This window comes from Rhodococcus sp. IEGM 1306, from assembly GCF_036541985.1.
GTDB classification, from domain to species: Bacteria; Actinomycetota; Actinomycetes; order Mycobacteriales; family Mycobacteriaceae; genus Rhodococcus_F; species Rhodococcus_F qingshengii.
In genome coordinates, this window is the sequence record NZ_JAZHFF010000005.1 from 15,994 (window position 1) to 33,762 (window position 17,769).

General features: G+C 62.0%; 30 protein-coding genes. 29 read left to right on the forward strand and 1 reads right to left on the reverse strand.

What is annotated here, in order from left to right; all coding sequences use genetic code 11:
- Positions 1 to 2 precede the first annotated feature (2 nt).
- The 27 genes from rpsS to truA all read left to right on the forward strand — a co-directional run bounded on the left by rpsS (position 3) and on the right by truA (position 15,348).
- Complete coding sequence (gene rpsS, locus V3587_RS15460) at positions 3 to 284, forward strand: 30S ribosomal protein S19 (protein ID WP_003940820.1); 282 nt, start codon at positions 3 to 5, stop codon at positions 282 to 284.
- Positions 281 to 685 (forward strand): 50S ribosomal protein L22, encoded by a 405-nt coding sequence (gene rplV, locus V3587_RS15465; RefSeq protein WP_003940717.1) that lies wholly within the window; start codon positions 281 to 283, stop codon positions 683 to 685. The genes rpsS and rplV overlap by 4 nt, the downstream gene beginning before the upstream one ends.
- Positions 685 to 1,491, forward strand: coding sequence for a 30S ribosomal protein S3 (rpsC, locus tag V3587_RS15470; protein WP_003941003.1), 807 nt, complete (start codon positions 685 to 687; stop codon positions 1,489 to 1,491). The genes rplV and rpsC overlap by 1 nt, the downstream gene beginning before the upstream one ends.
- A 3-nt stretch (positions 1,492 to 1,494) precedes the next feature.
- Positions 1,495 to 1,911, forward strand: a complete 417-nt coding sequence (gene rplP / locus V3587_RS15475; RefSeq protein ID WP_003940899.1) for a 50S ribosomal protein L16 — start codon at positions 1,495 to 1,497, stop codon at positions 1,909 to 1,911.
- Entirely contained in the window at positions 1,911 to 2,147 is a 237-nt protein-coding gene (gene rpmC, locus V3587_RS15480) for a 50S ribosomal protein L29 (RefSeq protein WP_003940734.1), read from the forward strand. The genes rplP and rpmC overlap by 1 nt, the downstream gene beginning before the upstream one ends.
- The gene (rpsQ, locus tag V3587_RS15485) at positions 2,144 to 2,425 is read left to right on the forward strand and encodes a 30S ribosomal protein S17 (RefSeq protein WP_003941020.1); all 282 of its coding nucleotides are present in this window, start codon (positions 2,144 to 2,146) and stop codon (positions 2,423 to 2,425) included. Before rpmC ends, rpsQ begins: the two co-directional genes overlap by 4 nt.
- Positions 2,426 to 2,782: 357 nt before the next feature.
- Entirely contained in the window at positions 2,783 to 3,151 is a 369-nt protein-coding gene (gene rplN / locus V3587_RS15490) for a 50S ribosomal protein L14 (RefSeq protein ID WP_003940951.1), read from the forward strand.
- Positions 3,151 to 3,468 (forward strand): 50S ribosomal protein L24, encoded by a 318-nt coding sequence (gene rplX / locus V3587_RS15495; protein ID WP_003941019.1) that lies wholly within the window; start codon positions 3,151 to 3,153, stop codon positions 3,466 to 3,468. Before rplN ends, rplX begins: the two co-directional genes overlap by 1 nt.
- Before the next feature lies 1 nt (position 3,469).
- Positions 3,470 to 4,036, forward strand: a complete 567-nt coding sequence (rplE, locus tag V3587_RS15500; protein ID WP_003940924.1) for a 50S ribosomal protein L5 — start codon at positions 3,470 to 3,472, stop codon at positions 4,034 to 4,036.
- 4 nt (positions 4,037 to 4,040) lie between these two features.
- Positions 4,041 to 4,226, forward strand: a complete 186-nt coding sequence (locus V3587_RS15505; protein WP_003940698.1) for a type Z 30S ribosomal protein S14 — start codon at positions 4,041 to 4,043, stop codon at positions 4,224 to 4,226.
- Between the two features lie 451 nt (positions 4,227 to 4,677).
- Positions 4,678 to 5,076, forward strand: coding sequence for a 30S ribosomal protein S8 (rpsH, locus tag V3587_RS15510; RefSeq protein ID WP_003940873.1), 399 nt, complete (start codon positions 4,678 to 4,680; stop codon positions 5,074 to 5,076).
- A 14-nt stretch (positions 5,077 to 5,090) separates the two neighbouring features.
- Positions 5,091 to 5,630, forward strand: a complete 540-nt coding sequence (gene rplF, locus V3587_RS15515) for a 50S ribosomal protein L6 (protein ID WP_003940970.1) — start codon at positions 5,091 to 5,093, stop codon at positions 5,628 to 5,630.
- Between the two features lies 1 nt (position 5,631).
- Positions 5,632 to 6,039, forward strand: a complete 408-nt coding sequence (gene rplR, locus V3587_RS15520) for a 50S ribosomal protein L18 (protein WP_003940996.1) — start codon at positions 5,632 to 5,634, stop codon at positions 6,037 to 6,039.
- Positions 6,040 to 6,070: 31 nt separating this feature from the next.
- Positions 6,071 to 6,742 (forward strand): 30S ribosomal protein S5, encoded by a 672-nt coding sequence (rpsE, locus tag V3587_RS15525; protein ID WP_003940718.1) that lies wholly within the window; start codon positions 6,071 to 6,073, stop codon positions 6,740 to 6,742.
- Positions 6,742 to 6,921 (forward strand): 50S ribosomal protein L30, encoded by a 180-nt coding sequence (gene rpmD / locus V3587_RS15530; protein ID WP_003940751.1) that lies wholly within the window; start codon positions 6,742 to 6,744, stop codon positions 6,919 to 6,921. The genes rpsE and rpmD overlap by 1 nt, the downstream gene beginning before the upstream one ends.
- A gap of 2 nt (positions 6,922 to 6,923) precedes the next feature.
- On the forward strand, positions 6,924 to 7,367 hold the full coding sequence (gene rplO, locus V3587_RS15535; protein WP_003940829.1) for a 50S ribosomal protein L15: 444 nt from the start codon (positions 6,924 to 6,926) through the stop codon (positions 7,365 to 7,367).
- A gap of 257 nt (positions 7,368 to 7,624) precedes the next feature.
- On the forward strand, positions 7,625 to 8,944 hold the full coding sequence (gene secY / locus V3587_RS15540; RefSeq protein ID WP_003940773.1) for a preprotein translocase subunit SecY: 1,320 nt from the start codon (positions 7,625 to 7,627) through the stop codon (positions 8,942 to 8,944).
- Positions 8,941 to 9,486, forward strand: a complete 546-nt coding sequence (locus V3587_RS15545; protein WP_283376891.1) for an adenylate kinase — start codon at positions 8,941 to 8,943, stop codon at positions 9,484 to 9,486. Before secY ends, V3587_RS15545 begins: the two co-directional genes overlap by 4 nt.
- The gene (map, locus tag V3587_RS15550) at positions 9,486 to 10,283 is read left to right on the forward strand and encodes a type I methionyl aminopeptidase (protein ID WP_003940806.1); all 798 of its coding nucleotides are present in this window, start codon (positions 9,486 to 9,488) and stop codon (positions 10,281 to 10,283) included. The genes V3587_RS15545 and map overlap by 1 nt, the downstream gene beginning before the upstream one ends.
- Positions 10,284 to 10,596: 313 nt before the next feature.
- Entirely contained in the window at positions 10,597 to 10,818 is a 222-nt protein-coding gene (gene infA / locus V3587_RS15555; protein ID WP_003418601.1) for a translation initiation factor IF-1, read from the forward strand.
- A gap of 90 nt (positions 10,819 to 10,908) precedes the next feature.
- The gene (gene rpmJ / locus V3587_RS15560; RefSeq protein ID WP_003938068.1) at positions 10,909 to 11,022 is read left to right on the forward strand and encodes a 50S ribosomal protein L36; all 114 of its coding nucleotides are present in this window, start codon (positions 10,909 to 10,911) and stop codon (positions 11,020 to 11,022) included.
- 250 nt (positions 11,023 to 11,272) lie between these two features.
- Entirely contained in the window at positions 11,273 to 11,647 is a 375-nt protein-coding gene (rpsM, locus tag V3587_RS15565; protein ID WP_003940834.1) for a 30S ribosomal protein S13, read from the forward strand.
- The gene (gene rpsK / locus V3587_RS15570) at positions 11,647 to 12,060 is read left to right on the forward strand and encodes a 30S ribosomal protein S11 (protein WP_003940683.1); all 414 of its coding nucleotides are present in this window, start codon (positions 11,647 to 11,649) and stop codon (positions 12,058 to 12,060) included. The genes rpsM and rpsK overlap by 1 nt, the downstream gene beginning before the upstream one ends.
- A 22-nt stretch (positions 12,061 to 12,082) precedes the next feature.
- The gene (gene rpsD / locus V3587_RS15575; RefSeq protein WP_003940769.1) at positions 12,083 to 12,688 is read left to right on the forward strand and encodes a 30S ribosomal protein S4; all 606 of its coding nucleotides are present in this window, start codon (positions 12,083 to 12,085) and stop codon (positions 12,686 to 12,688) included.
- 120 nt (positions 12,689 to 12,808) lie between these two features.
- Entirely contained in the window at positions 12,809 to 13,870 is a 1,062-nt protein-coding gene (locus V3587_RS15580; RefSeq protein ID WP_003941016.1) for a DNA-directed RNA polymerase subunit alpha, read from the forward strand.
- Between the two features lie 29 nt (positions 13,871 to 13,899).
- Positions 13,900 to 14,457: a 50S ribosomal protein L17 gene (gene rplQ / locus V3587_RS15585; protein WP_095968898.1), complete on the forward strand. Its 558-nt coding sequence runs from the start codon at positions 13,900 to 13,902 to the stop codon at positions 14,455 to 14,457.
- Between the two features lie 6 nt (positions 14,458 to 14,463).
- Positions 14,464 to 15,348, forward strand: a complete 885-nt coding sequence (gene truA, locus V3587_RS15590; RefSeq protein ID WP_095968899.1) for a tRNA pseudouridine(38-40) synthase TruA — start codon at positions 14,464 to 14,466, stop codon at positions 15,346 to 15,348.
- 57 nt (positions 15,349 to 15,405) lie between these two features.
- Here the strand turns inward: truA and V3587_RS15595 are convergent, their stop codons facing one another.
- Positions 15,406 to 16,548: an acyl-CoA dehydrogenase family protein gene (locus V3587_RS15595; protein ID WP_095968900.1), complete on the reverse strand. Its 1,143-nt coding sequence runs from the start codon at positions 16,546 to 16,548 to the stop codon at positions 15,406 to 15,408.
- A 57-nt stretch (positions 16,549 to 16,605) separates the two neighbouring features.
- On the opposite strand from V3587_RS15595, the gene V3587_RS15600 reads away from it, so the two are divergent.
- The gene (locus tag V3587_RS15600) at positions 16,606 to 17,184 is read left to right on the forward strand and encodes a TetR/AcrR family transcriptional regulator (RefSeq protein WP_095968901.1); all 579 of its coding nucleotides are present in this window, start codon (positions 16,606 to 16,608) and stop codon (positions 17,182 to 17,184) included.
- A gap of 22 nt (positions 17,185 to 17,206) precedes the next feature.
- The gene (locus tag V3587_RS15605; protein WP_124566552.1) at positions 17,207 to 17,764 is read left to right on the forward strand and encodes an NADPH-dependent FMN reductase; all 558 of its coding nucleotides are present in this window, start codon (positions 17,207 to 17,209) and stop codon (positions 17,762 to 17,764) included.
- Positions 17,765 to 17,769: the final 5 nt, after the last annotated feature.

Here is a 17,769-nt window from a genome sequence, read left to right on the forward strand (position 1 = left end):
GGATGCCACGCAGCCTTAAGAAGGGCCCGTTCGTCGATGACCACCTCCTCGCGAAGGTGGATGTACAGAACGAAAAGGGAACCAAGCAGGTCATCAAGACCTGGTCCCGTCGTTCGACAATAATCCCGGACTTCATCGGCCACACGTTTGCAGTTCACGACGGCCGCAAGCACGTCCCCGTGTTCGTTTCCGACTCCATGGTCGGACACAAGCTCGGAGAGTTTGCACCGACCCGCACGTTCAAGGGTCACATCAAGGATGATCGGAAGGCGAAGAGGCGATGAGCAACACCGAAACCGCCAACCCGACTGCCAAGGCCGTAGCGAAGCACGTTCGCGTTACGCCGATGAAGGCACGTCGAGTTGTGGACCTGGTCCGCGGGCGCTCGGTTGAAGACGCCCTGAACATCCTGAAGTTCGCGCCGCAGGCAGCGAGCGAGCCGGTCGCCAAGGTGATCGCCTCCGCAGCAGCCAACGCCGAGAACAACCTCGACCTCGACCCCAGCACGCTTGTCGTTGCTACGGCGTTCGTGGACGAGGGCGCGACCCTCAAGCGGTTCCAGCCGCGTGCACAGGGACGTGCGTTCCGTATTCGCAAGCGCACCAGTCACATCACCGTGATCGTGGAGAGCCTGCCGAAGACCGGAACATCGACCCGTAATCGCCGGAAGGGAAGTGCTCAGTAGTGGGCCAGAAAATCAACCCGCACGGCTTCCGTCTCGGCATCACCACCGACTGGAAGTCTCGCTGGTACGCAGACAAGCAGTACGCGGAGTACGTCAAGGAAGACGTCGCGATCCGTAAGCTCCTCGCCACCGGCATGGAGCGTGCAGGAATCGCGAAGGTCGAAATCGAGCGCACCCGTGACCGTGTTCGCGTGGACATCCACACTGCACGTCCGGGCATCGTCATCGGCCGCCGCGGCGCCGAAGCCGATCGCATCCGCTCCGAGCTCGAGAAGCTGACCGGCAAGCAGGTCCAGCTGAACATCCTCGAGGTCAAGAACGCAGAAGCTGAAGCACAGCTCGTCGCACAGGGTGTGGCCGAGCAGCTCTCGAACCGCGTTGCCTTCCGTCGTGCAATGCGCAAGGCCATCCAGTCGGCCATGCGTCAGCCCAACGTCAAGGGAATCCGCGTTCAGTGCTCCGGTCGTCTCGGCGGCGCCGAGATGTCCCGGTCGGAGTTCTACCGCGAAGGCCGTGTGCCGCTGCACACGCTTCGTGCGGACATCGACTACGGCCTCTACGAGGCCAAGACCACCTTCGGTCGCATCGGCGTCAAGGTCTGGATCTACAAGGGCGACATCGTCGGTGGCAAGCGTGAGCTCGCCGCCAACACGGCCGCACCGGCCGGGGATCGCCCGCGTCGTGAGCGTCCGAGCCGTCCGCGTCGTTCCGGTGCCACCGGTACCACTGCGACCAGCACCGAGGCCGGCCGCGCAGCGACCGCAACCGCCGATGCTCCCGCAACTGAACAGAATCAGGAGGGCTGACGCATGTTGATCCCACGGCGGGTCAAGCACCGCAAGCAGCACCACCCGAGCCGTTCGGGTGCCGCCAAGGGCGGTACCCAGGTGACCTTCGGTGACTACGGCATCCAGGCTCTCGAGCCTGCCTACATCACCAACCGGCAGATCGAGTCCGCTCGTATCGCCATGACTCGGCACATCAAGCGTGGCGGCAAGATCTGGATCAACATCTTCCCGGATCGCCCCCTCACGAAGAAGCCGGCCGAAACCCGAATGGGTTCCGGTAAGGGTTCGCCCGAGTGGTGGATTGCCAACGTCAAGCCCGGACGCGTTCTGTTCGAGATGACATACCCCAACGAGGAGATTGCTCGTGAGGCCCTGCGCCGCGCGATGCACAAGCTCCCGTGCAAGTGCCGGATCGTGACCAGAGAGGAGCAGTTCTGATGGCTACTGGAACCCCAGCAGCAGAGCTCCGCGAGCTCAGTGAAGACGAGCTGGTCACCCGGCTCCGTGAGTCGAAGGAAGAGCTTTTCAACCTTCGTTTCCAGATGGCTACCGGCCAGATGGACAACAACCGACGACTGCGCACCGTTCGTCACGAGATCGCGCGCATCTACACCGTCCTGCGTGAGCGTGAGCTCGGACTCGCTGTGGGTCCGGATGCAGGTGACGCGGCATGAGTGAGGAAAAAGCAGTGAGCACAGAAGAGCGCGCGAGCCGTAAGGTCCGTGTCGGATACGTCGTGTCCGACAAGATGGAAAAGACGATCGTGGTCGAGCTCGAAGACCGCGTCAAGCACAAGCTCTACGGCAAGATCATCCGCCGTACGACCAAGGTGAAGGCGCACGACGAGAACGGCGTTGCCGGCGTCGGCGACCGCGTTCAGCTGATGGAAACCCGTCCGCTGTCCGCGACGAAGCACTGGCGTCTGGTCGAGGTCCTCGAAAAGGCCAAGTAAGCCTGATCGAATCCTCGAGCTGATCGAGTATCACCGAATGGCCCGCTTCCCCTTGGGGGAGTGGGCCATTCGGCTTTCCGGGACTTTCGCAGGCTTTCCGGGGCTTTGCCGGGCTAAGGGTTCGAGTTGCGTCGAGTACGGCTGATTTGGTAATCGGTGAACCCTTCCCTACAATAGAACGGTTGCCTGTGGCAGAGGTGTGTCTTCACGTGCGCAGCTCGAACGGTGCTTGCAGTGATCGTCTCCCGACGTCAGTCGGTGGGACTGCAGCTCGGACACGACGCAGGTGGCAACAATGACCGCGCGCACCGGGTCGGTAATCCGTTGCGCACGAAATTCCAGGTCTAGGGAGATCAAGTGATTCAGCAGGAGTCGCGAGTTCGCGTCGCTGATAACACGGGTGCCAAGGAAATCCTTTGCATCCGCGTTCTCGGCGGTTCGTCACGTCGCTACGCCGGGATCGGTGACGTCATCGTCGCCACCGTCAAGGACGCCATCCCCGGTGGAAACATCAAGAAGGGTGAGGTCGTCAAGGCCGTCATCGTTCGCACGACCAAGGAGCGCCGTCGTCCGGACGGTTCCTACATCAAGTTCGACGAGAACGCTGCAGTGCTCATCAAGGCTGACAGTGATCCCCGTGGAACCCGCATCTTCGGACCCGTCGGCCGTGAGCTGCGCGAGAAGAAGTTCATGAAGATCGTTTCGCTTGCCCCGGAGGTGCTGTGATGAAGGTGCACAAGGGTGACACCGTTCTGGTCATCGCCGGCAAGGACAAGGGCGCGAAGGGCAAGGTCATTCAGGCCTACCCCGCGACCGACAAGGTCCTCGTCGAAGGCGTGAACCGAATCAAGAAGCACACCGCGGTTTCCGCGAACGAGCGCGGAGCATCCTCCGGCGGCATCGTCACGCAGGAAGCCCCGATCCACGTTTCCAACGTTGCAGTCGTCGACTCGGACGGAAACCCCACCCGCGTGGGCTACCGCACTGACGAAGAGTCCGGCAAGCGCGTTCGGATTTCCCGGAAGAACGGGAAGGACATCTGACATGACCTCCACCGAAAACAAGGTCCAGCCGCGCCTCAAGGCACGCTACCGCGCTGAGATCAAGGACGCGCTCAACAGCGAGTTCGACTACTCGAACGTCATGCAGATCCCCGGCGTCGTCAAGGTTGTCGTCAACATGGGCGTCGGCGACGCTGCCCGTGACGCCAAGCTGATCAACGGCGCTGTCCATGACCTGTCGCTGATCACGGGCCAGAAGCCCGAGATCCGCAAGGCACGTAAGTCCATCGCGCAGTTCAAGCTCCGCGAAGGTATGCCCATCGGCGCGCGCGTCACCCTCCGTGGCGACCGCATGTGGGAGTTCCTGGACCGCCTCGTGTCTGTCGCTCTGCCCCGTATCCGCGACTTCCGCGGTCTCTCGGGCAACCAGTTCGACGGCAACGGCAACTACACGTTCGGCCTCAACGAGCAGTCGATGTTCCACGAGATCGACGTGGACAAGATCGATCGCCCCCGCGGTATGGACATCACCGTCGTGACCACCGCAACCAACAACGAAGAAGGCCGTGCACTGCTCAAGCACCTCGGCTTCCCGTTCAAGGAGAACTGAGCGCATGGCTAAGAAGGCATTGGTCAACAAGGCCAACAAGAAGCCCAAGTTCGCGGTTCGCGCCTACACCCGCTGCCAGCGGTGCGGTCGCCCGCACTCGGTGTTCCGCAAGTTCGGCTTGTGCCGTATCTGCGTTCGCGAGATGGCTCACGCAGGCGAGCTTCCCGGAGTTCGCAAGAGCTCTTGGTGATCTGAGGCCCTCGGGCTTCGTCACACCACGCATGTGAATGGGTGTGGGTTCCTTTGGAACCCACACCCATTCGTGGTTTCCGTCGAGATGTATGTCGTGCCGATCCTGAAAAGGACTGTCTCGCTGCGACTCTGGTTGAAAGCGATCATCATTCGTCGACGTCGCACTTCGGTCTCGAACGAGCAGTTCGGATTTCGGGGCGCGTCGACACCTGCCCGATCCGCGGCCGCGAGCCGCAGTGGGGGAGGCGACGCGGTATCCCGGTGGACACCTGCGCCAAAGTTCCTTACACTAGAGCGGTTGCCGTGGCTGACGCATGCGTTCAGCTCGGTGCGGTAACTTACGCCGTCTGACACAAGTCGGACGGCCCAGCCGAATTGCTGGAGGCCCACGATCGGATTCGTCCGGTGTTGCATGGGAACCACAGCGAGAAAGGTGTCGAGGTCGACCTATGACCATGACTGACCCCATCGCAGACTTCTTGACGCGTCTGCGCAACGCCAACACGGCGTACCACGATGAGGTGAAGCTTCCCCACTCGAAGATCAAGGCGAACATCGCCGAGATCCTCAAGCGCGAGGGCTACATCTCCGATTTCCGTACCGAAGACGCAGAGGTCGGCAAGACCCTCATCGTCGATCTGAAGTACGGTCCCAGCCGCGAGCGTAGCCTCGCCGGCGTGCGTCGCGTTTCCAAGCCCGGTCTCCGGGTTTACGCGAAGTCCACCAACCTGCCCAAGGTCCTCGGAGGCCTCGGCGTGGCCATCATCTCCACGTCGTCCGGTCTGCTCACCGATCGCCAGGCGGCCAATCAAGGAGTAGGCGGGGAAGTCCTCGCCTACGTCTGGTAAGGGAGGCCACCACAATGTCGCGTATTGGAAAGATTCCGGTCACCGTCCCCGCGGGCGTTGACGTCACGATCAGCGGCCAGGATGTCACCGTCAAGGGTCCCAAGGGCACCCTCGCGCTGACCATCTCCGAGCCCATCGCAATCGAAAAGGCAGAGGACGGCTCGCTGAGCGTCACGCGCCCCGACGACGAGCGTCGTAGCCGCGCGCTGCACGGTCTGTCGCGGACCCTGGTTGCGAACATCATCACCGGTGTCACCGAGGGTTACACGAAGAAGATGGAGATCCACGGTGTTGGTTACCGTGTGGCGCTGAAGGGCAAGGACCTCGAGTTCGCGCTCGGCTTCAGCCACCCGGTGCCGATCGAGGCTCCTGAAGGCATCACCTTCGTCGTCGAGTCGCCCACCCGGTTCTCGGTGTCCGGCATCGACAAGCAGAAGGTCGGGCAGATCTCGGCCAACATCCGTCGTCTCCGTCGTCCGGACCCGTACAAGGGTAAGGGCGTGCGTTACGAGGGTGAGCAGATCCGCCGCAAGGTCGGAAAGACGGGTAAGTGATATGAGCCAGACTGCAAACCAGAAAGCCAAGCGGATTCCGCTGGGCAAGGATGCGTCCACCAAGCGTCGTCTCTCGAAGACGCGTCGTCACTTCCGTCTCCGCAAGAAGGTCTCCGGCACGCCCGAGCGTCCCCGCTTGGTCGTCAACCGGTCCTCGCGCCACATCCACGTCCAGCTCGTGGACGACCTGGCCGGCCACACCCTGGCCTCCGCGTCGACCATCGAAGCAGACGTGCGCGTGGCAGAAGGCGACAAGAAGGCTGCGAGCGCGAAGGTCGGTCAGCTGATCGCCGAGCGCGCCAAGGCTGCCGGCGTGGAAGCAGTTGTCTTCGACCACGGCGGACACGGCTACCACGGTCGCATCGCGGCCCTGGCAGACGCGGCTCGCGAAGGCGGGTTGAAGTTCTGATGACCAACATTTTCAACGGAAGGACAGCCTGATGCCGGGACGTCAAAGGCGTGACGGCGGAAGCGGACCCGCCGGACAGAATGGCCCCAACAGCGGTGACAACAGCAACGCTCGTGGGGACAACCGTGGTGGCGGCCGTGACCGTCGCGACGGTGGCCGTGGCGGAAACGCTGCGGAGAAGTCACAGTTCATCGAGCGCGTTGTCACGATCAACCGCGTTTCCAAGGTCGTCAAGGGTGGTCGTCGCTTCAGCTTCACCGCTCTGGTGATCGTCGGAGACGGCAACGGACTGGTCGGCGTCGGCTACGGAAAGGCCAAGGAAGTTCCCGCGGCCATCCAGAAGGGTGTCGAGGAGGCTCGCAAGAGCTTCTTCCGCGTCCCGATGATCGCCAACACCATCACTCACCCCGTTCAGGGTGAGGCTGCTGCCGGCATCGTCATGCTTCGCCCGGCAAGCCCCGGTACCGGTGTTATCGCCGGTGGCGCTGTGCGCGCCGTGCTGGAGTGCGCTGGTATCGCGGACATCCTGTCGAAGTCGCTCGGTAGCGACAACGCCATCAACGTCGTGCATGCGACCGTTGCTGCGCTCAAGGGTCTGCAGCGTCCCGAGGAAGTTGCGGCTCGCCGCGGCCTCACCCTCGAAGAGGTTGCACCCGCCGGCATGCTTCGCGCTCGCGCACAGGCTGCTGGGAGTGTGAAGTAATGGCAGATCTCAAGGTCACTCAGATCAAGAGCATCATCGGGACCAAGCAGAACCAGAAGGATTCTCTGCGCACGCTCGGTCTCAAGGGCATCCGTCAGACCGTTGTTCGTGAGGACAACGCACAGAACCGCGGTCTGATCAACGTGGTGCGCCACCTCGTAACAGTTGAGGAGGTCTAACCATGACCATCAAACTGCACCACCTGCGCCCCGCTCCCGGATCCAAGTCCAACAAGATTCGTGTTGGACGCGGTGAGGGCGGCAAGCGTGGTAAGACCGCAGGTCGCGGTACCAAGGGCACCAAGGCACGTAACACCGTGCGCGTGGGCTTCGAGGGTGGACAGATGCCGCTTCACATGCGTCTGCCCAAGCTCAAGGGCTTCACGAACCCGTTCCGCGTCGAGTACCAGGTCGTCAATGTCGGCGACATCGCCCGTCTGTTCCCCGAAGGTGGAGCAATCACGGTCGAGGATCTCGTCGCCAAGGGCGCAGTCCGCAAGAACCAGCTCGTCAAGGTTCTGGGCGACGGCGAACTGACAGTTGCCGTTCAGGTGACCGTCGACAAGTTCACCGGTTCCGCCAAGGAAAAGATTGCTGCTGCCGGTGGTTCCGCCACCGAGCTGTGAGTGATCACGCGTAGCTAGTCCGATGGCCGCAGCGCAGCGTTTGCTGCGCTGCGGCCATCGGCGTCTACCAGGTCTTGTCACAGATTGGTCGTGCATGCTCGGACGGGCCAGTATTCTGGTCACCGAGTGGCAAATGTATCTTCGGCTTACCCGGTTTTCGTGGTCTGCCCGCCTAGTTCCCAAATGCTCACTGTTAGAGTTCAAAAGTTCGACAGGTCAAAACGATCTGTCTCCCTACCGTCGTGCCAGGAGGATCTTTGCTTTCCGCCTTCGTCTCGGCCCTCAGGACCCCAGACCTGAGGCGGAAGATCCTCTTCACCCTCGGCTTGGTGGCTCTGTATCGGGTCGGCGCTCTCATTCCGTCCCCAGGTGTCGACTACGGCCGTGTGCGTCAGTGCATCGATATCGCCAACTCCGGTGATTCAGCAGGGATCTACTCGCTGATCAACCTGTTCTCCGGCGGCGCTCTGCTGCAGATGTCGATCTTTGCGATCGGCATCATGCCGTACATCACGGCAAGCATCATCGTGCAGCTGCTGACCGTGGTGATCCCGAAGTTCGAGGAACTTCGAAAAGAAGGCCAGTCCGGCCAGGCCAAGATGACGCAGTACACGCGTTACCTGTCCATCGCTCTGGCAATCCTGCAGTCGACCGGCATCGTCGCTCTCGCGGCACGCGGACAGTTGCTCCAGGGCTGTGACGACATCATCGCCGACAAGTCGATCTTCGGCCTTGTCATCATCGTGCTGGTCATGACTGCCGGTGCTGCCATGGTCATGTGGTTCGGCGAGGTCATCACCGAACGCGGCGTCGGCAACGGTATGTCGCTCCTCATCTTCGCCGGAATCGCATCGCGTATCCCGAGCGAGGGCAAGGCGATCCTCGACAGCCGTGGTCCGCTGGTCTTCGCCTTCGTCTGCCTCGCAGCGCTGTTGATCATCGCCGGCGTCGTCTTCGTCGAGCAGGGTCAGCGCCGCATCCCGGTCCAGTACGCAAAGCGGATGGTCGGACGCAAGATGTACGGCGGATCCTCGACGTACCTGCCTCTGAAGGTGAACCAGGCCGGCGTCATCCCGGTGATCTTCGCGTCTTCGCTGCTGTACCTCCCGAACTTGATCGCACAGCTGACTTCGGCCAGCACAGCGGTCGACCCCAGTTGGTGGCAGCGCCTCATCAACACCTACCTGGTGAACCCGGCCAACCCGGTGTACATCGCGATCTACTTCGGCCTGATCGTCTTCTTCACGTACTTCTACGTCGCCATCACCTTCAATCCCGAAGAGCGCGCCGACGAGATGAAGAAGTTCGGCGGCTTCATCCCCGGTATCCGACCCGGTCAGCCGACCGCGGACTACCTCAACTACGTGCTGAGTCGCATCACCCTTCCGGGTGCGATTTACCTCGGCACCATTGCTGTTCTGCCCAACCTGTTCCTCGACATCGGGAATGGCGGCGGCGCGCAGAACCTGCCGTTCGGTGGCACCGCGGTGCTGATCATGGTCAGCGTCGGCCTGGACACCGTGAAGCAGATCGAGAGTCAGCTAATGCAGCGTAACTATGAAGGGTTCCTCAAGTGAGACTTGTCCTCCTTGGTCCTCCCGGTGCCGGCAAGGGCACCCAGGCCGCTATCTTGTCCGAGAAGTTCGGCGTTCCCCATATCTCCACGGGTGATCTCTTCCGCGCGAACATCGGTCAGGCCACCGCTCTCGGTGTGGAAGCAAAGAAGTACATCGACGCCGGCGAACTCGTACCGAGCTCGATCACCAACGACATGGTGAAGGCTCGCGTCGCAGAACCGGATGCCGCAAACGGTTTCCTCCTTGACGGATTTCCGCGCTCGGTCGAACAGGCTCAGGCTCTCGAGGGCATCTTGAAGGACCTCGACACCAAGCTCGATGGTGTTCTCTCCTTCGTTGTCGACGAGGACATCGTGGTCGAGCGCATGCTCGCTCGCGGCCGTGCAGACGACACCGAGGACGTCATCCGCAACCGACTCCGGGTCTACCGCGACGAGACGTCACCGCTGTTCGACTATTACAAGGACAGCGTCGTCTCCGTCGACGCGATCGGCGAGGTCGAAGAGGTCAACGCTCGCGCACTGGCAGCGTTGGGTAAGTAATGGTCTTCGGGCGTAAACGCAAGGTCGTTCCGTTCCGCTCTGCGGGCGAACTCGACGCGATGGCTGCTGCCGGCGCGATCGTGGGTTCGGCTCTGGTGGCGGTTCGCGCTGCGGCGAAGCCCGGTGTCAGCACTTTGGAATTGAACGCGGTCGCAGAATCCGTCATTCGTGACGCCGGCGCCGTGCCCTCGTTCCTCGGGTACCACGGCTTCACCGGTTCGATCTGCTCTTCGGTCAACGACCGCGTGGTTCACGGGATCCCTTCAGCTCAGGACATCCTGGCTGAAGGCGATCTCGTTTCCATCGACTGCGGTGCGATCCTCGACGGTTGGCACGGTGACTCTGCCTGGACGTTCGGTGTGGGTGAGATCAGCGTCGCCGATCAGGAGCTCAGCGAAGCCACTCGGCTTTCGATGGAAGCCGGGATCGCGGCGATGATCGCCGGCAACCGTCTGACGGATGTTTCGCACGCGATCGAGGTCGGTACTCATGCCGCCGAGAAGTTGCACGGTCGTTCCTACGGCATCGTCGACGGATACGGTGGACATGGAATCGGTCGGGAAATGCACATGGATCCGTTCCTCGCCAATGAAGGTGCCCCGGGTAAGGGTCCTGAACTGGTAGTTGGATCGTGCCTGGCGATCGAGCCGATGCTCACGCTCGGTACCACCGACACGGTGATTCTCGACGACGACTGGACCGTAGTGACGACCGACGGGTCCCGTGCGGCGCACTGGGAACACACTGTCGCTGTGACCGAGGACGGTCCGCGGATTCTGACTCTCCGCCCGGAGTAGTCGACCCCGTCGCTGACAAGTGTTGGCAGCGAGCATGATTCACGTTCGAGAAGTCCCAGCCTCATGTCGAGGCTGGGACTTTTTCGTTGGGGGAGCGGTGTGCGTCGTCGCCCTGACCGGAGGCGCATTTGGCCTGGTCGTTTACATCGCGTAACATGGCTAGGCGGTGCGCTATGCGCGTCGATAGTTCGTGTGCCTACGCCCGGATCGCTCCGGGATCGGGTCCGCGAAGTGCCGACGATCTTTCCATTGCGTGCCAATGTAACGGAAGCCGATGCACGAAGCATGCCAAACCAAACGGATCGCGGAGGATATGGCTAAGAAAGACGGGGCCATCGAGGTCGAAGGACGAGTAGTCGAGCCGCTGCCCAATGCGATGTTCCGCATTGAGCTCGAGAATGGCCACAAGGTCCTCGCCCACATCAGCGGAAAGATGCGTCAGCACTACATTCGCATCCTCCCGGAAGATCGCGTTGTCGTAGAGCTCTCGCCCTACGATTTGTCGCGCGGACGCATCGTTTACCGCTACAAGTAACGAACTTCCCGGACCTGACCTGGGTCAGGGAGAAGTATGTCTGCTGCGGTTCATCGCGGCGGGCTGCGACAAAACAGGAGATCAGAAGACGTGAAGGTTCAGCCGAGCGTCAAGAAGATCTGCGAGAAGTGCAAAGTGATTCGCCGTAACGGTCGAGTCATGGTGATCTGCGAGAACCTGCGTCACAAGCAGCGTCAGGGCTAGATCTAGCTTTTCGAAGATCTGCTTGGCAACAAGCAAAGAAGACCTCCCAGTACCAGCCATTGTTGACGAGACCCCACGCGATCGTTCACCGATCGCCAAGGTCGGACAATGGTTCACCCCCGGCACGGAGGCCGGGGCCCCACTGAGTTAGTTGATGAGATCATCTGCGCCTTACGGCGCCGGTACTCGGCAAGAGGCACAGGGGAAGGGCTGGGAGCAGACCTCCGCACACCGATAAGGAAATGCCACCATGGCACGTCTCTCTGGTGTTGATCTTCCTCGCGAAAAGCGCATGGAGATCGCACTGACATACATCTACGGCATCGGCCGTACCCGCTCCAAGGAAATCCTTGACGCCACCGGCGTCAGCCCGGATCTCCGGAGCAAGGACCTCTCGGACGAGGACCTGGCAAAGCTCCGCGAGTACATCGAGGAGTCGCTCAAGGTCGAGGGTGACCTTCGCCGCGAGGTTCAGGCCGACATCCGTCGCAAGATCGAGATCGGCTGCTACCAGGGCCTGCGCCACCGTCGTGGTCTGCCCGTGCGTGGTCAGCGCACCAAGACCAACGCCCGTACCCGTAAGGGTCCGAAGCGCACCATTGCCGGCAAGAAGAAGGCGAAGTAATGCCCCCGAAGTCACGTAGCACCGGTCCGAAGAAGACCCAGAAGACGCGTCGCAGGGATAAGAAGAACATCCCGCACGGCGCCGCTCACATCAAGAGCACCTTCAACAACACCATCGTGTCCATCACGGACCCCGCCGGAAATGTCATTTCCTGGGCGTCTTCGGGACACGTCGGCTTCAAGGGTTCGCGTAAGTCGACTCCCTTCGCCGCTCAGCTTGCTGCTGAGAGCGCTGCCCGTAAGGCGCAGGAGCACGGTGTCAAGAAGGTTGACGTCTTCGTCAAGGGACCGGGATCCGGTCGCGAGACCGCAATCCGTTCCCTCCAGGCTGCTGGCCTCGAGGTCGGCACCATTTCCGATGTAACCCCCCAGCCGCACAACGGCTGCCGTCCGCCCAAGCGGCGTCGGGTATAGCGGGAAGGATAGGTAGAAGAAAATGGCACGTTATACCGGACCCATCACCCGCAAGTCGCGTCGTCTGCGCGTCGACCTCGTTGGAGGCGACCAGGCATTCGAGCGTCGCCCGTACCCGCCCGGACAGCACGGCCGCGCGCGTATCAAGGAGAGCGAGTACCTGCTCCAGCTGCAGGAGAAGCAGAAGGCTCGCTTCACCTACGGCGTCATGGAGAAGCAGTTCCGCCTGTACTACAAGGAGGCGAACAACCGCCCCGGCAAGACCGGCGAGAACCTGCTTCGCATCCTCGAGTCGCGTCTCGACAACGTCGTGTACCGCGCAGGCCTCGCTCGCACGCGCCGTCAGGCACGTCAGCTGGTCACGCACGGTCACCTTCTCGTGAACAACAAGAAGGTCGACATCCCGAGCTACCGCGTCTCGCAGTACGACATCATCGATGTCAAGGAGAAGTCGCTCTCCACGCTTCCGTTCCAGGTTGCGCGTGAGACCGTCGGCGATCGCCCGGTTCCCGGGTGGCTGCAGGTTGTCGGCTCGCGTCTGCGGATCCTGGTTCACCAGCTTCCCGAGCGCGCGCAGATCGACATCGCTCTGCAGGAACAGCTCATCGTCGAGTACTACTCGAAGTAAGGCGCTTCGCACCCCGTGAGTGGTTGAGGAGTCTCCGGACTCCTCAACCACTCACAGGGCCGCAGGCCCTTTCCCATCGTGGGCGTCAAATAGTGGACGTCCGTACAGGAGGAAATACCAATGCTCATTTCTCAGCGACCCACGCTGACCGAAGAGGTCATCGCTGATAACCGCTCGAAGTTCGTCATCGAGCCCCTGGAGCCAGGTTTCGGGTACACGCTCGGCAATTCGCTGCGCCGCACGCTGCTCTCGTCGATCCCCGGCGCTGCTGTCACCAGCATCCGTATCGACGGCGTTCTCCACGAGTTCACCACCGTCCCGGGAGTGAAGGAAGATGTCACCGACATCATTCTGAACCTCAAGGGCCTCGTCGTGAACTCCGAAGAGGACGAGCCGGTCACCATGTACGTCCGCAAGCAGGGCCCCGGCGCTGTTACTGCAGGCGACATCGTGCCCCCGGCAGGCGTCACCGTGAACAACCCTGATCTGCACATCGCCACCCTGAACGACAAGGGAAAGCTGGAGATCGAGCTCGTTGTCGAGCGCGGTCGCGGCTATGTCCCCGCCGTCCAGAACAAGGCGTCCGGCGCAGAGATCGGCCGTATCCCGGTCGACTCGATCTACTCGCCGGTGCTCAAGGTCACCTACAAGGTGGAGGCCACTCGCGTCGAACAGCGCACCGACTTCGATCGGCTCGTTCTCGACGTGGAAACGAAGAACTCCATCACCGCACGGGACGCGCTCGCTTCGGCGGGCAAGACCCTGGTTGAGCTCTTCGGCCTGGCCCGTGAGCTGAACGTCGAAGCAGAAGGAATCGAGATCGGACCCTCGCCCGCCGAGGCCGATCACATCGCTTCCTTCGGACTCCCCATCGAGGATCTGGACCTCACGGTCCGCTCCTACAACTGCCTCAAGCGCGAAGGTGTTCACACCGTCGGTGAGCTTGTCGGCCGTACCGAGTCCGATCTGCTCGACATCCGCAACTTCGGACAGAAGTCCATCGACGAGGTCAAGGTCAAGCTGCATTCGCTCGGCCTGTCCCTCAAGGACAGCCCCGCATCCTTCGATCCCACCACCGTTGCCGGCTACGACGCCGCCACCGGAACGTGGAGTGACACTGATGCCGGTTCCTTCGGCGATGCCGAGGGTACCGAGGACTACGCCGAGACCGAACAGCTGTAGCAGCTCAGGTCCTTTACTAGGAGATCATCATGCCCAAGCCCAAGAAGGGTGCCCGCTTCGGCGGGTCGGCTTCCCACCAGAAGGCGATTTTCGCCAATCTGGCTACCGCGCTCTTCGAGCACGGTCGCATCACCACCACCGAGTCCAAGGCCAAGGCACTGCGCCCCTACGCCGAGAAGCTCGTCACGCACGCGAAGGCCGGCACGCTGGCTCACCGTCGTGAGGTGCTGAAGGTCATCCGTAACAAGGATGTCGTTCACACCCTCTTCGCCGAGATCGGCCCGTTCTACGCGGACCGTAACGGTGGATACACCCGCATCATCAAGACGATCCCCCGCAAGGGCGACAACGCTCCGATGGCAATCATCGAGCTCGTCAAGGAAAAGACCGTCACCTCCGAGGCTGACCGCGCACGTCGCGTCAAGGCTTCGCAGGACGCTCCCGCCGCAGAGAACGTCGTCGAGGCCGTAGAGGCCGACGCGACCGACGCTGAGGTCGAGAACGCTGACGCAGTCGTCGAGGCCATCGAGGACGAGACCGCAACTGCGGCCGACGCTCCCGAGGCCGAAGAGGCCAAGAAGGACTAGCCTCCCTTGGTTTCGGCACACGCTGAATCGAACGAGCCCGCCGCCCCCATCGGGGACGGCGGGCTCGTTCGATTGCGGCTCGACATCTCGTACGACGGCACCGACTTCTCGGGTTGGGCCCGCCAGACCGACCTGCGCACTGTGTGCGGCGAGATCGAAGACAAGCTGGGAACGGTACTACGGCAACCGGTTCAGCTGACTGTTGCCGGTCGGACCGACGCCGGTGTCCACGCCACGGGTCAGGTAGCGCACGTCGACGTCCCGGGCGAGTTGCTCCCGGACGACCCGTCGCGACTCGTGCGCAGGCTTGCACGTTTCCTGCCCAAGGACGTTCGGGTCAAAGAGATCTCGGTGGTTCCCGGTGAGTTCGACGCGCGCTTCTCGGCGATGCGACGCTACTACGAGTACCGGGTGACCAACGCGGCATTCGGAGTGGAGCCCCTGCGCGCACGCGATACGGTGTCGTACCCCAAACCACTCGATCTCGGAGCGATGCAGGAAGCGTCGACTCGGCTTCTCGGCCTCCACAACTTCGCGGCATTCTGCAAGCGTCGTGAAGGTGCGACCACGGTGCGGGAGTTGCAACGTTTCGACTGGGCGCAGGAGGGCACGGTGTTCACGGCGTACGTGAACGCCGATGCGTTCTGCTGGTCGATGGTCCGGAGTCTTGTAGGGGCAGTCCTCTCGGTCGGTGAGGGGCGGCGCACCGCCGACTGGGTGGCAGGGTTGCTCGACGAAACTTCGCGATCAAGTTCCATCCTCGTTGCGCCGGCGCACGGACTTTCGTTGGTTCGCGTGGACTACCCCGACTACTCGGAACTGGCCGCCCGAAACGCGATTACTCGTGAAACCCGCGAGATTCCGTCTTCGGGTGGATGCTGCGGCGACTGACGACCACTATGCAAAATGCCCTCCCACTTTGTGTGGGAGGGCATTTCACGTGAGCGCCTAGCCGGCCAGTTGGCGCGCGATGACCAGCCGCTGAATCTGGTTGGTGCCCTCGAAGATCTGCGTGATCTTGGCCTCGCGCATGTAGCGCTCGACGGGGAAGTCCTGGGTGTAGCCGTACCCACCGAATACCTGCACGGCGTCGGTGGTGACCTTCATGGCCGCGTCGGTGGCAACGAGCTTGGCGACGCTGGCGTTGCGCGAATACGGAACTCCGGCGTCGCGGCGGCGGGCTGCGTCGAGGTAGGTGGCCCGAGCGGAGTCGACTGCGGCAGCCATGTCCGCGAGCACGAATCCGAGTCCCTGGTGATCGATGATCCGCTTGCCGAAAGCCTTGCGCTCCTTCGCGTAGGCGACCGCGTCGTCGAGTGCGCCCTGAGCGATTCCGACGGCAACGGCAGCGATTCCGAGTCGGCCGGAGTCGAGAGCGCTGAAGGCGATCGGCAGCCCCTGGCCGCGCTGACCGATCAGCCGCTCGTCAGGGATGAAGGCGTCGTCGTAATTCGCGGATGCGGTGGGGACCGCGCGTAGTCCCATCTTCTCTTCGGGCTTACCGAAGCTGAGGCCCTCGGTGTCCTTGTCCACCAGGAGGCAGGAGATGCCACGTGAGCCGTCGTCACTGGTGCGGGCGAAGAGGTTGTAGAAGTCTGCCTTGCCGCCGTTGGTGATCCACGCCTTCGAGCCGTTGACGCGGTAGCCGCCGTCGGTGGGCGTCGCCTTGCACGACAATGCGGCGGCGTCGGACCCGGCCTGCGCTTCGGAGAGGCTGTACGCGCCGATGGTGTTGCCGCCCAGCATGTCCGGGAGCCAGCGGTTCTTCTGTTCGTCGGTGCCGAAGGTGAACAGCGGGAAGCACGACAGACTGTGGACACTGACCGCCACTGCAACCGCTGCCCAGCGCGAGGCGATTTCTTCGAGGACTTGGAGGTAGACCTCGTAAGGCTGATCGCCGCCGCCGAACTCCTCGGGATACGGAAGGCTCAGTAGTCCTGCCTGTCCGAGTGCGGGGAACACGCCGTCTGGGTACTTCTCGGCTTTTTCGTATTCGTTGACCTTGGGCGCGAGTACCTTGTCCGCGACATCACGCGTCAGTTCGATGAGATCGCGAGCTTCTTGGCTGGGCATGAGGCGTTCGACGGGCACGGTCGGCTCCTAGCTAGACGGTAGTACTGTGAACGATACTGCAGTACTGTTTTCAGTATGGCAAGGGTGGCTCACAAGACGACTGCGCGCAGGGCTGAACTGTTCGACCAAATGGTCGAGCTGTTCTTGAGTGAGGGTTTCGCCCACTTCACGCTCGACGAGATCGCAGCCCGATTGCATTGCTCCAAGAGCACCTTGTACACCGTGGCAGCGGGAAAAGAGGATCTGGTGCGGGCCGTCACGGTTCACTTCTTCCGTGCGGCGACCGATGCGGTGGAGAGTGCCGTGACCGCAGAAGCGACACCCACTCGTCGAGTGGCGGTCTATCTCGAAGCAGTCGGCGATCGCTTGTCCGCGGCGTCCAGCCAATTCATGGAAGACCTGGCCGAATCGGCGTCGGCGAGCCAGGTTTACGAGAAGAACACTTCAATTGCTGCTGATCGTGTGCGAGCGCTCATCGTCGAGGGCGTGGATTCGGGCGCATTCCGGCAGGTACACGCATCATTTGTGGCCGATGCCGCCGCGGCGACGATGGTTCGGATCCAGCAACGAGCGGTCTACCGGGCAACAGGACTGGACGATGCCAGCGCCTATAGGGAATTGGCCGCACTCATCACGGATGGGATCACTGCGTGACCAGTCGCTAGCATCGACGTTCATGGCACCTTTGAACGTCGAAGTCATCGTAGGTTCGGTCCGTGAGGGGCGAATAGGACGCGCAGTGGCGGATTGGTTTGTCGAGGAAGCAACCGCGAATCCGTCGTGGAACGTGTCGGTGATCGATCTCGAGGAGTTGTCGTTGCCCCAGGACTTCTCGGACTCACTTGTTACGGAGGATTTTCGCAAGCGAATCGGGCGCGCCGACGCGGTTGTTGCCGTGACCTCGGAATACAACCACGGGTATCCGGCCGCTCTGAAGACCGCATTCGACTCCGTGAAACACGAGTGGCGGGCCAAGCCGATCGGTTTCGTGTCCTACGGCGGGATTTCAGGTGGTGTTCGGGCGGTCGAACAGCTGAGGCAAGTGGTGGCGGAGCTGCACATGGTCTCGGTGCGTCAGTGCGTGACCATTCATCGGGTACGTAAGCAATTCGGACACCAGCCGTTCGACGTCGATTCGATCGCGATCGATGCACGCGAGAAGATGATTCGTGAATTGCATTGGTGGGGGAGCGGATTGCGGACGTTGCGTGCGAGTGACCCCTACCCCGGTTGATCGGA

Excerpts from the sequence above, each read along its gene's own strand:
- rpsS (WP_003940820.1), top strand. The coding sequence starts at position 3 with ATGCCACGCAGCCTTAAGAAGGGCCCGTTCGTCGATGACCACCTCCTC.
- rplV (WP_003940717.1), top strand. The coding sequence starts at position 281 with ATGAGCAACACCGAAACCGCCAACCCGACTGCCAAGGCCGTAGCGAAG.
- rplP (WP_003940899.1), top strand. The coding sequence starts at position 1,495 with ATGTTGATCCCACGGCGGGTCAAGCACCGCAAGCAGCACCACCCGAGC.
- rpmC (WP_003940734.1), top strand. The coding sequence starts at position 1,911 with ATGGCTACTGGAACCCCAGCAGCAGAGCTCCGCGAGCTCAGTGAAGAC.
- rpsQ (WP_003941020.1), top strand. The coding sequence starts at position 2,144 with ATGAGTGAGGAAAAAGCAGTGAGCACAGAAGAGCGCGCGAGCCGTAAG.
- rplX (WP_003941019.1), top strand. The coding sequence starts at position 3,151 with ATGAAGGTGCACAAGGGTGACACCGTTCTGGTCATCGCCGGCAAGGAC.
- rplE (WP_003940924.1), top strand. The coding sequence starts at position 3,470 with ATGACCTCCACCGAAAACAAGGTCCAGCCGCGCCTCAAGGCACGCTAC.
- V3587_RS15505 (WP_003940698.1), top strand. The coding sequence starts at position 4,041 with ATGGCTAAGAAGGCATTGGTCAACAAGGCCAACAAGAAGCCCAAGTTC.
- rpsH (WP_003940873.1), top strand. The coding sequence starts at position 4,678 with ATGACCATGACTGACCCCATCGCAGACTTCTTGACGCGTCTGCGCAAC.
- rplF (WP_003940970.1), top strand. The coding sequence starts at position 5,091 with ATGTCGCGTATTGGAAAGATTCCGGTCACCGTCCCCGCGGGCGTTGAC.
- rplR (WP_003940996.1), top strand. The coding sequence starts at position 5,632 with ATGAGCCAGACTGCAAACCAGAAAGCCAAGCGGATTCCGCTGGGCAAG.
- rpsE (WP_003940718.1), top strand. The coding sequence starts at position 6,071 with ATGCCGGGACGTCAAAGGCGTGACGGCGGAAGCGGACCCGCCGGACAG.
- rpmD (WP_003940751.1), top strand. The coding sequence starts at position 6,742 with ATGGCAGATCTCAAGGTCACTCAGATCAAGAGCATCATCGGGACCAAG.
- rplO (WP_003940829.1), top strand. The coding sequence starts at position 6,924 with ATGACCATCAAACTGCACCACCTGCGCCCCGCTCCCGGATCCAAGTCC.
- map (WP_003940806.1), top strand. The coding sequence starts at position 9,486 with ATGGTCTTCGGGCGTAAACGCAAGGTCGTTCCGTTCCGCTCTGCGGGC.
- infA (WP_003418601.1), top strand. The coding sequence starts at position 10,597 with ATGGCTAAGAAAGACGGGGCCATCGAGGTCGAAGGACGAGTAGTCGAG.
- rpsM (WP_003940834.1), top strand. The coding sequence starts at position 11,273 with ATGGCACGTCTCTCTGGTGTTGATCTTCCTCGCGAAAAGCGCATGGAG.
- rpsK (WP_003940683.1), top strand. The coding sequence starts at position 11,647 with ATGCCCCCGAAGTCACGTAGCACCGGTCCGAAGAAGACCCAGAAGACG.
- rpsD (WP_003940769.1), top strand. The coding sequence starts at position 12,083 with ATGGCACGTTATACCGGACCCATCACCCGCAAGTCGCGTCGTCTGCGC.
- V3587_RS15580 (WP_003941016.1), top strand. The coding sequence starts at position 12,809 with ATGCTCATTTCTCAGCGACCCACGCTGACCGAAGAGGTCATCGCTGAT.
- rplQ (WP_095968898.1), top strand. The coding sequence starts at position 13,900 with ATGCCCAAGCCCAAGAAGGGTGCCCGCTTCGGCGGGTCGGCTTCCCAC.
- V3587_RS15600 (WP_095968901.1), top strand. The coding sequence starts at position 16,606 with ATGGCAAGGGTGGCTCACAAGACGACTGCGCGCAGGGCTGAACTGTTC.
- V3587_RS15605 (WP_124566552.1), top strand. The coding sequence starts at position 17,207 with ATGGCACCTTTGAACGTCGAAGTCATCGTAGGTTCGGTCCGTGAGGGG.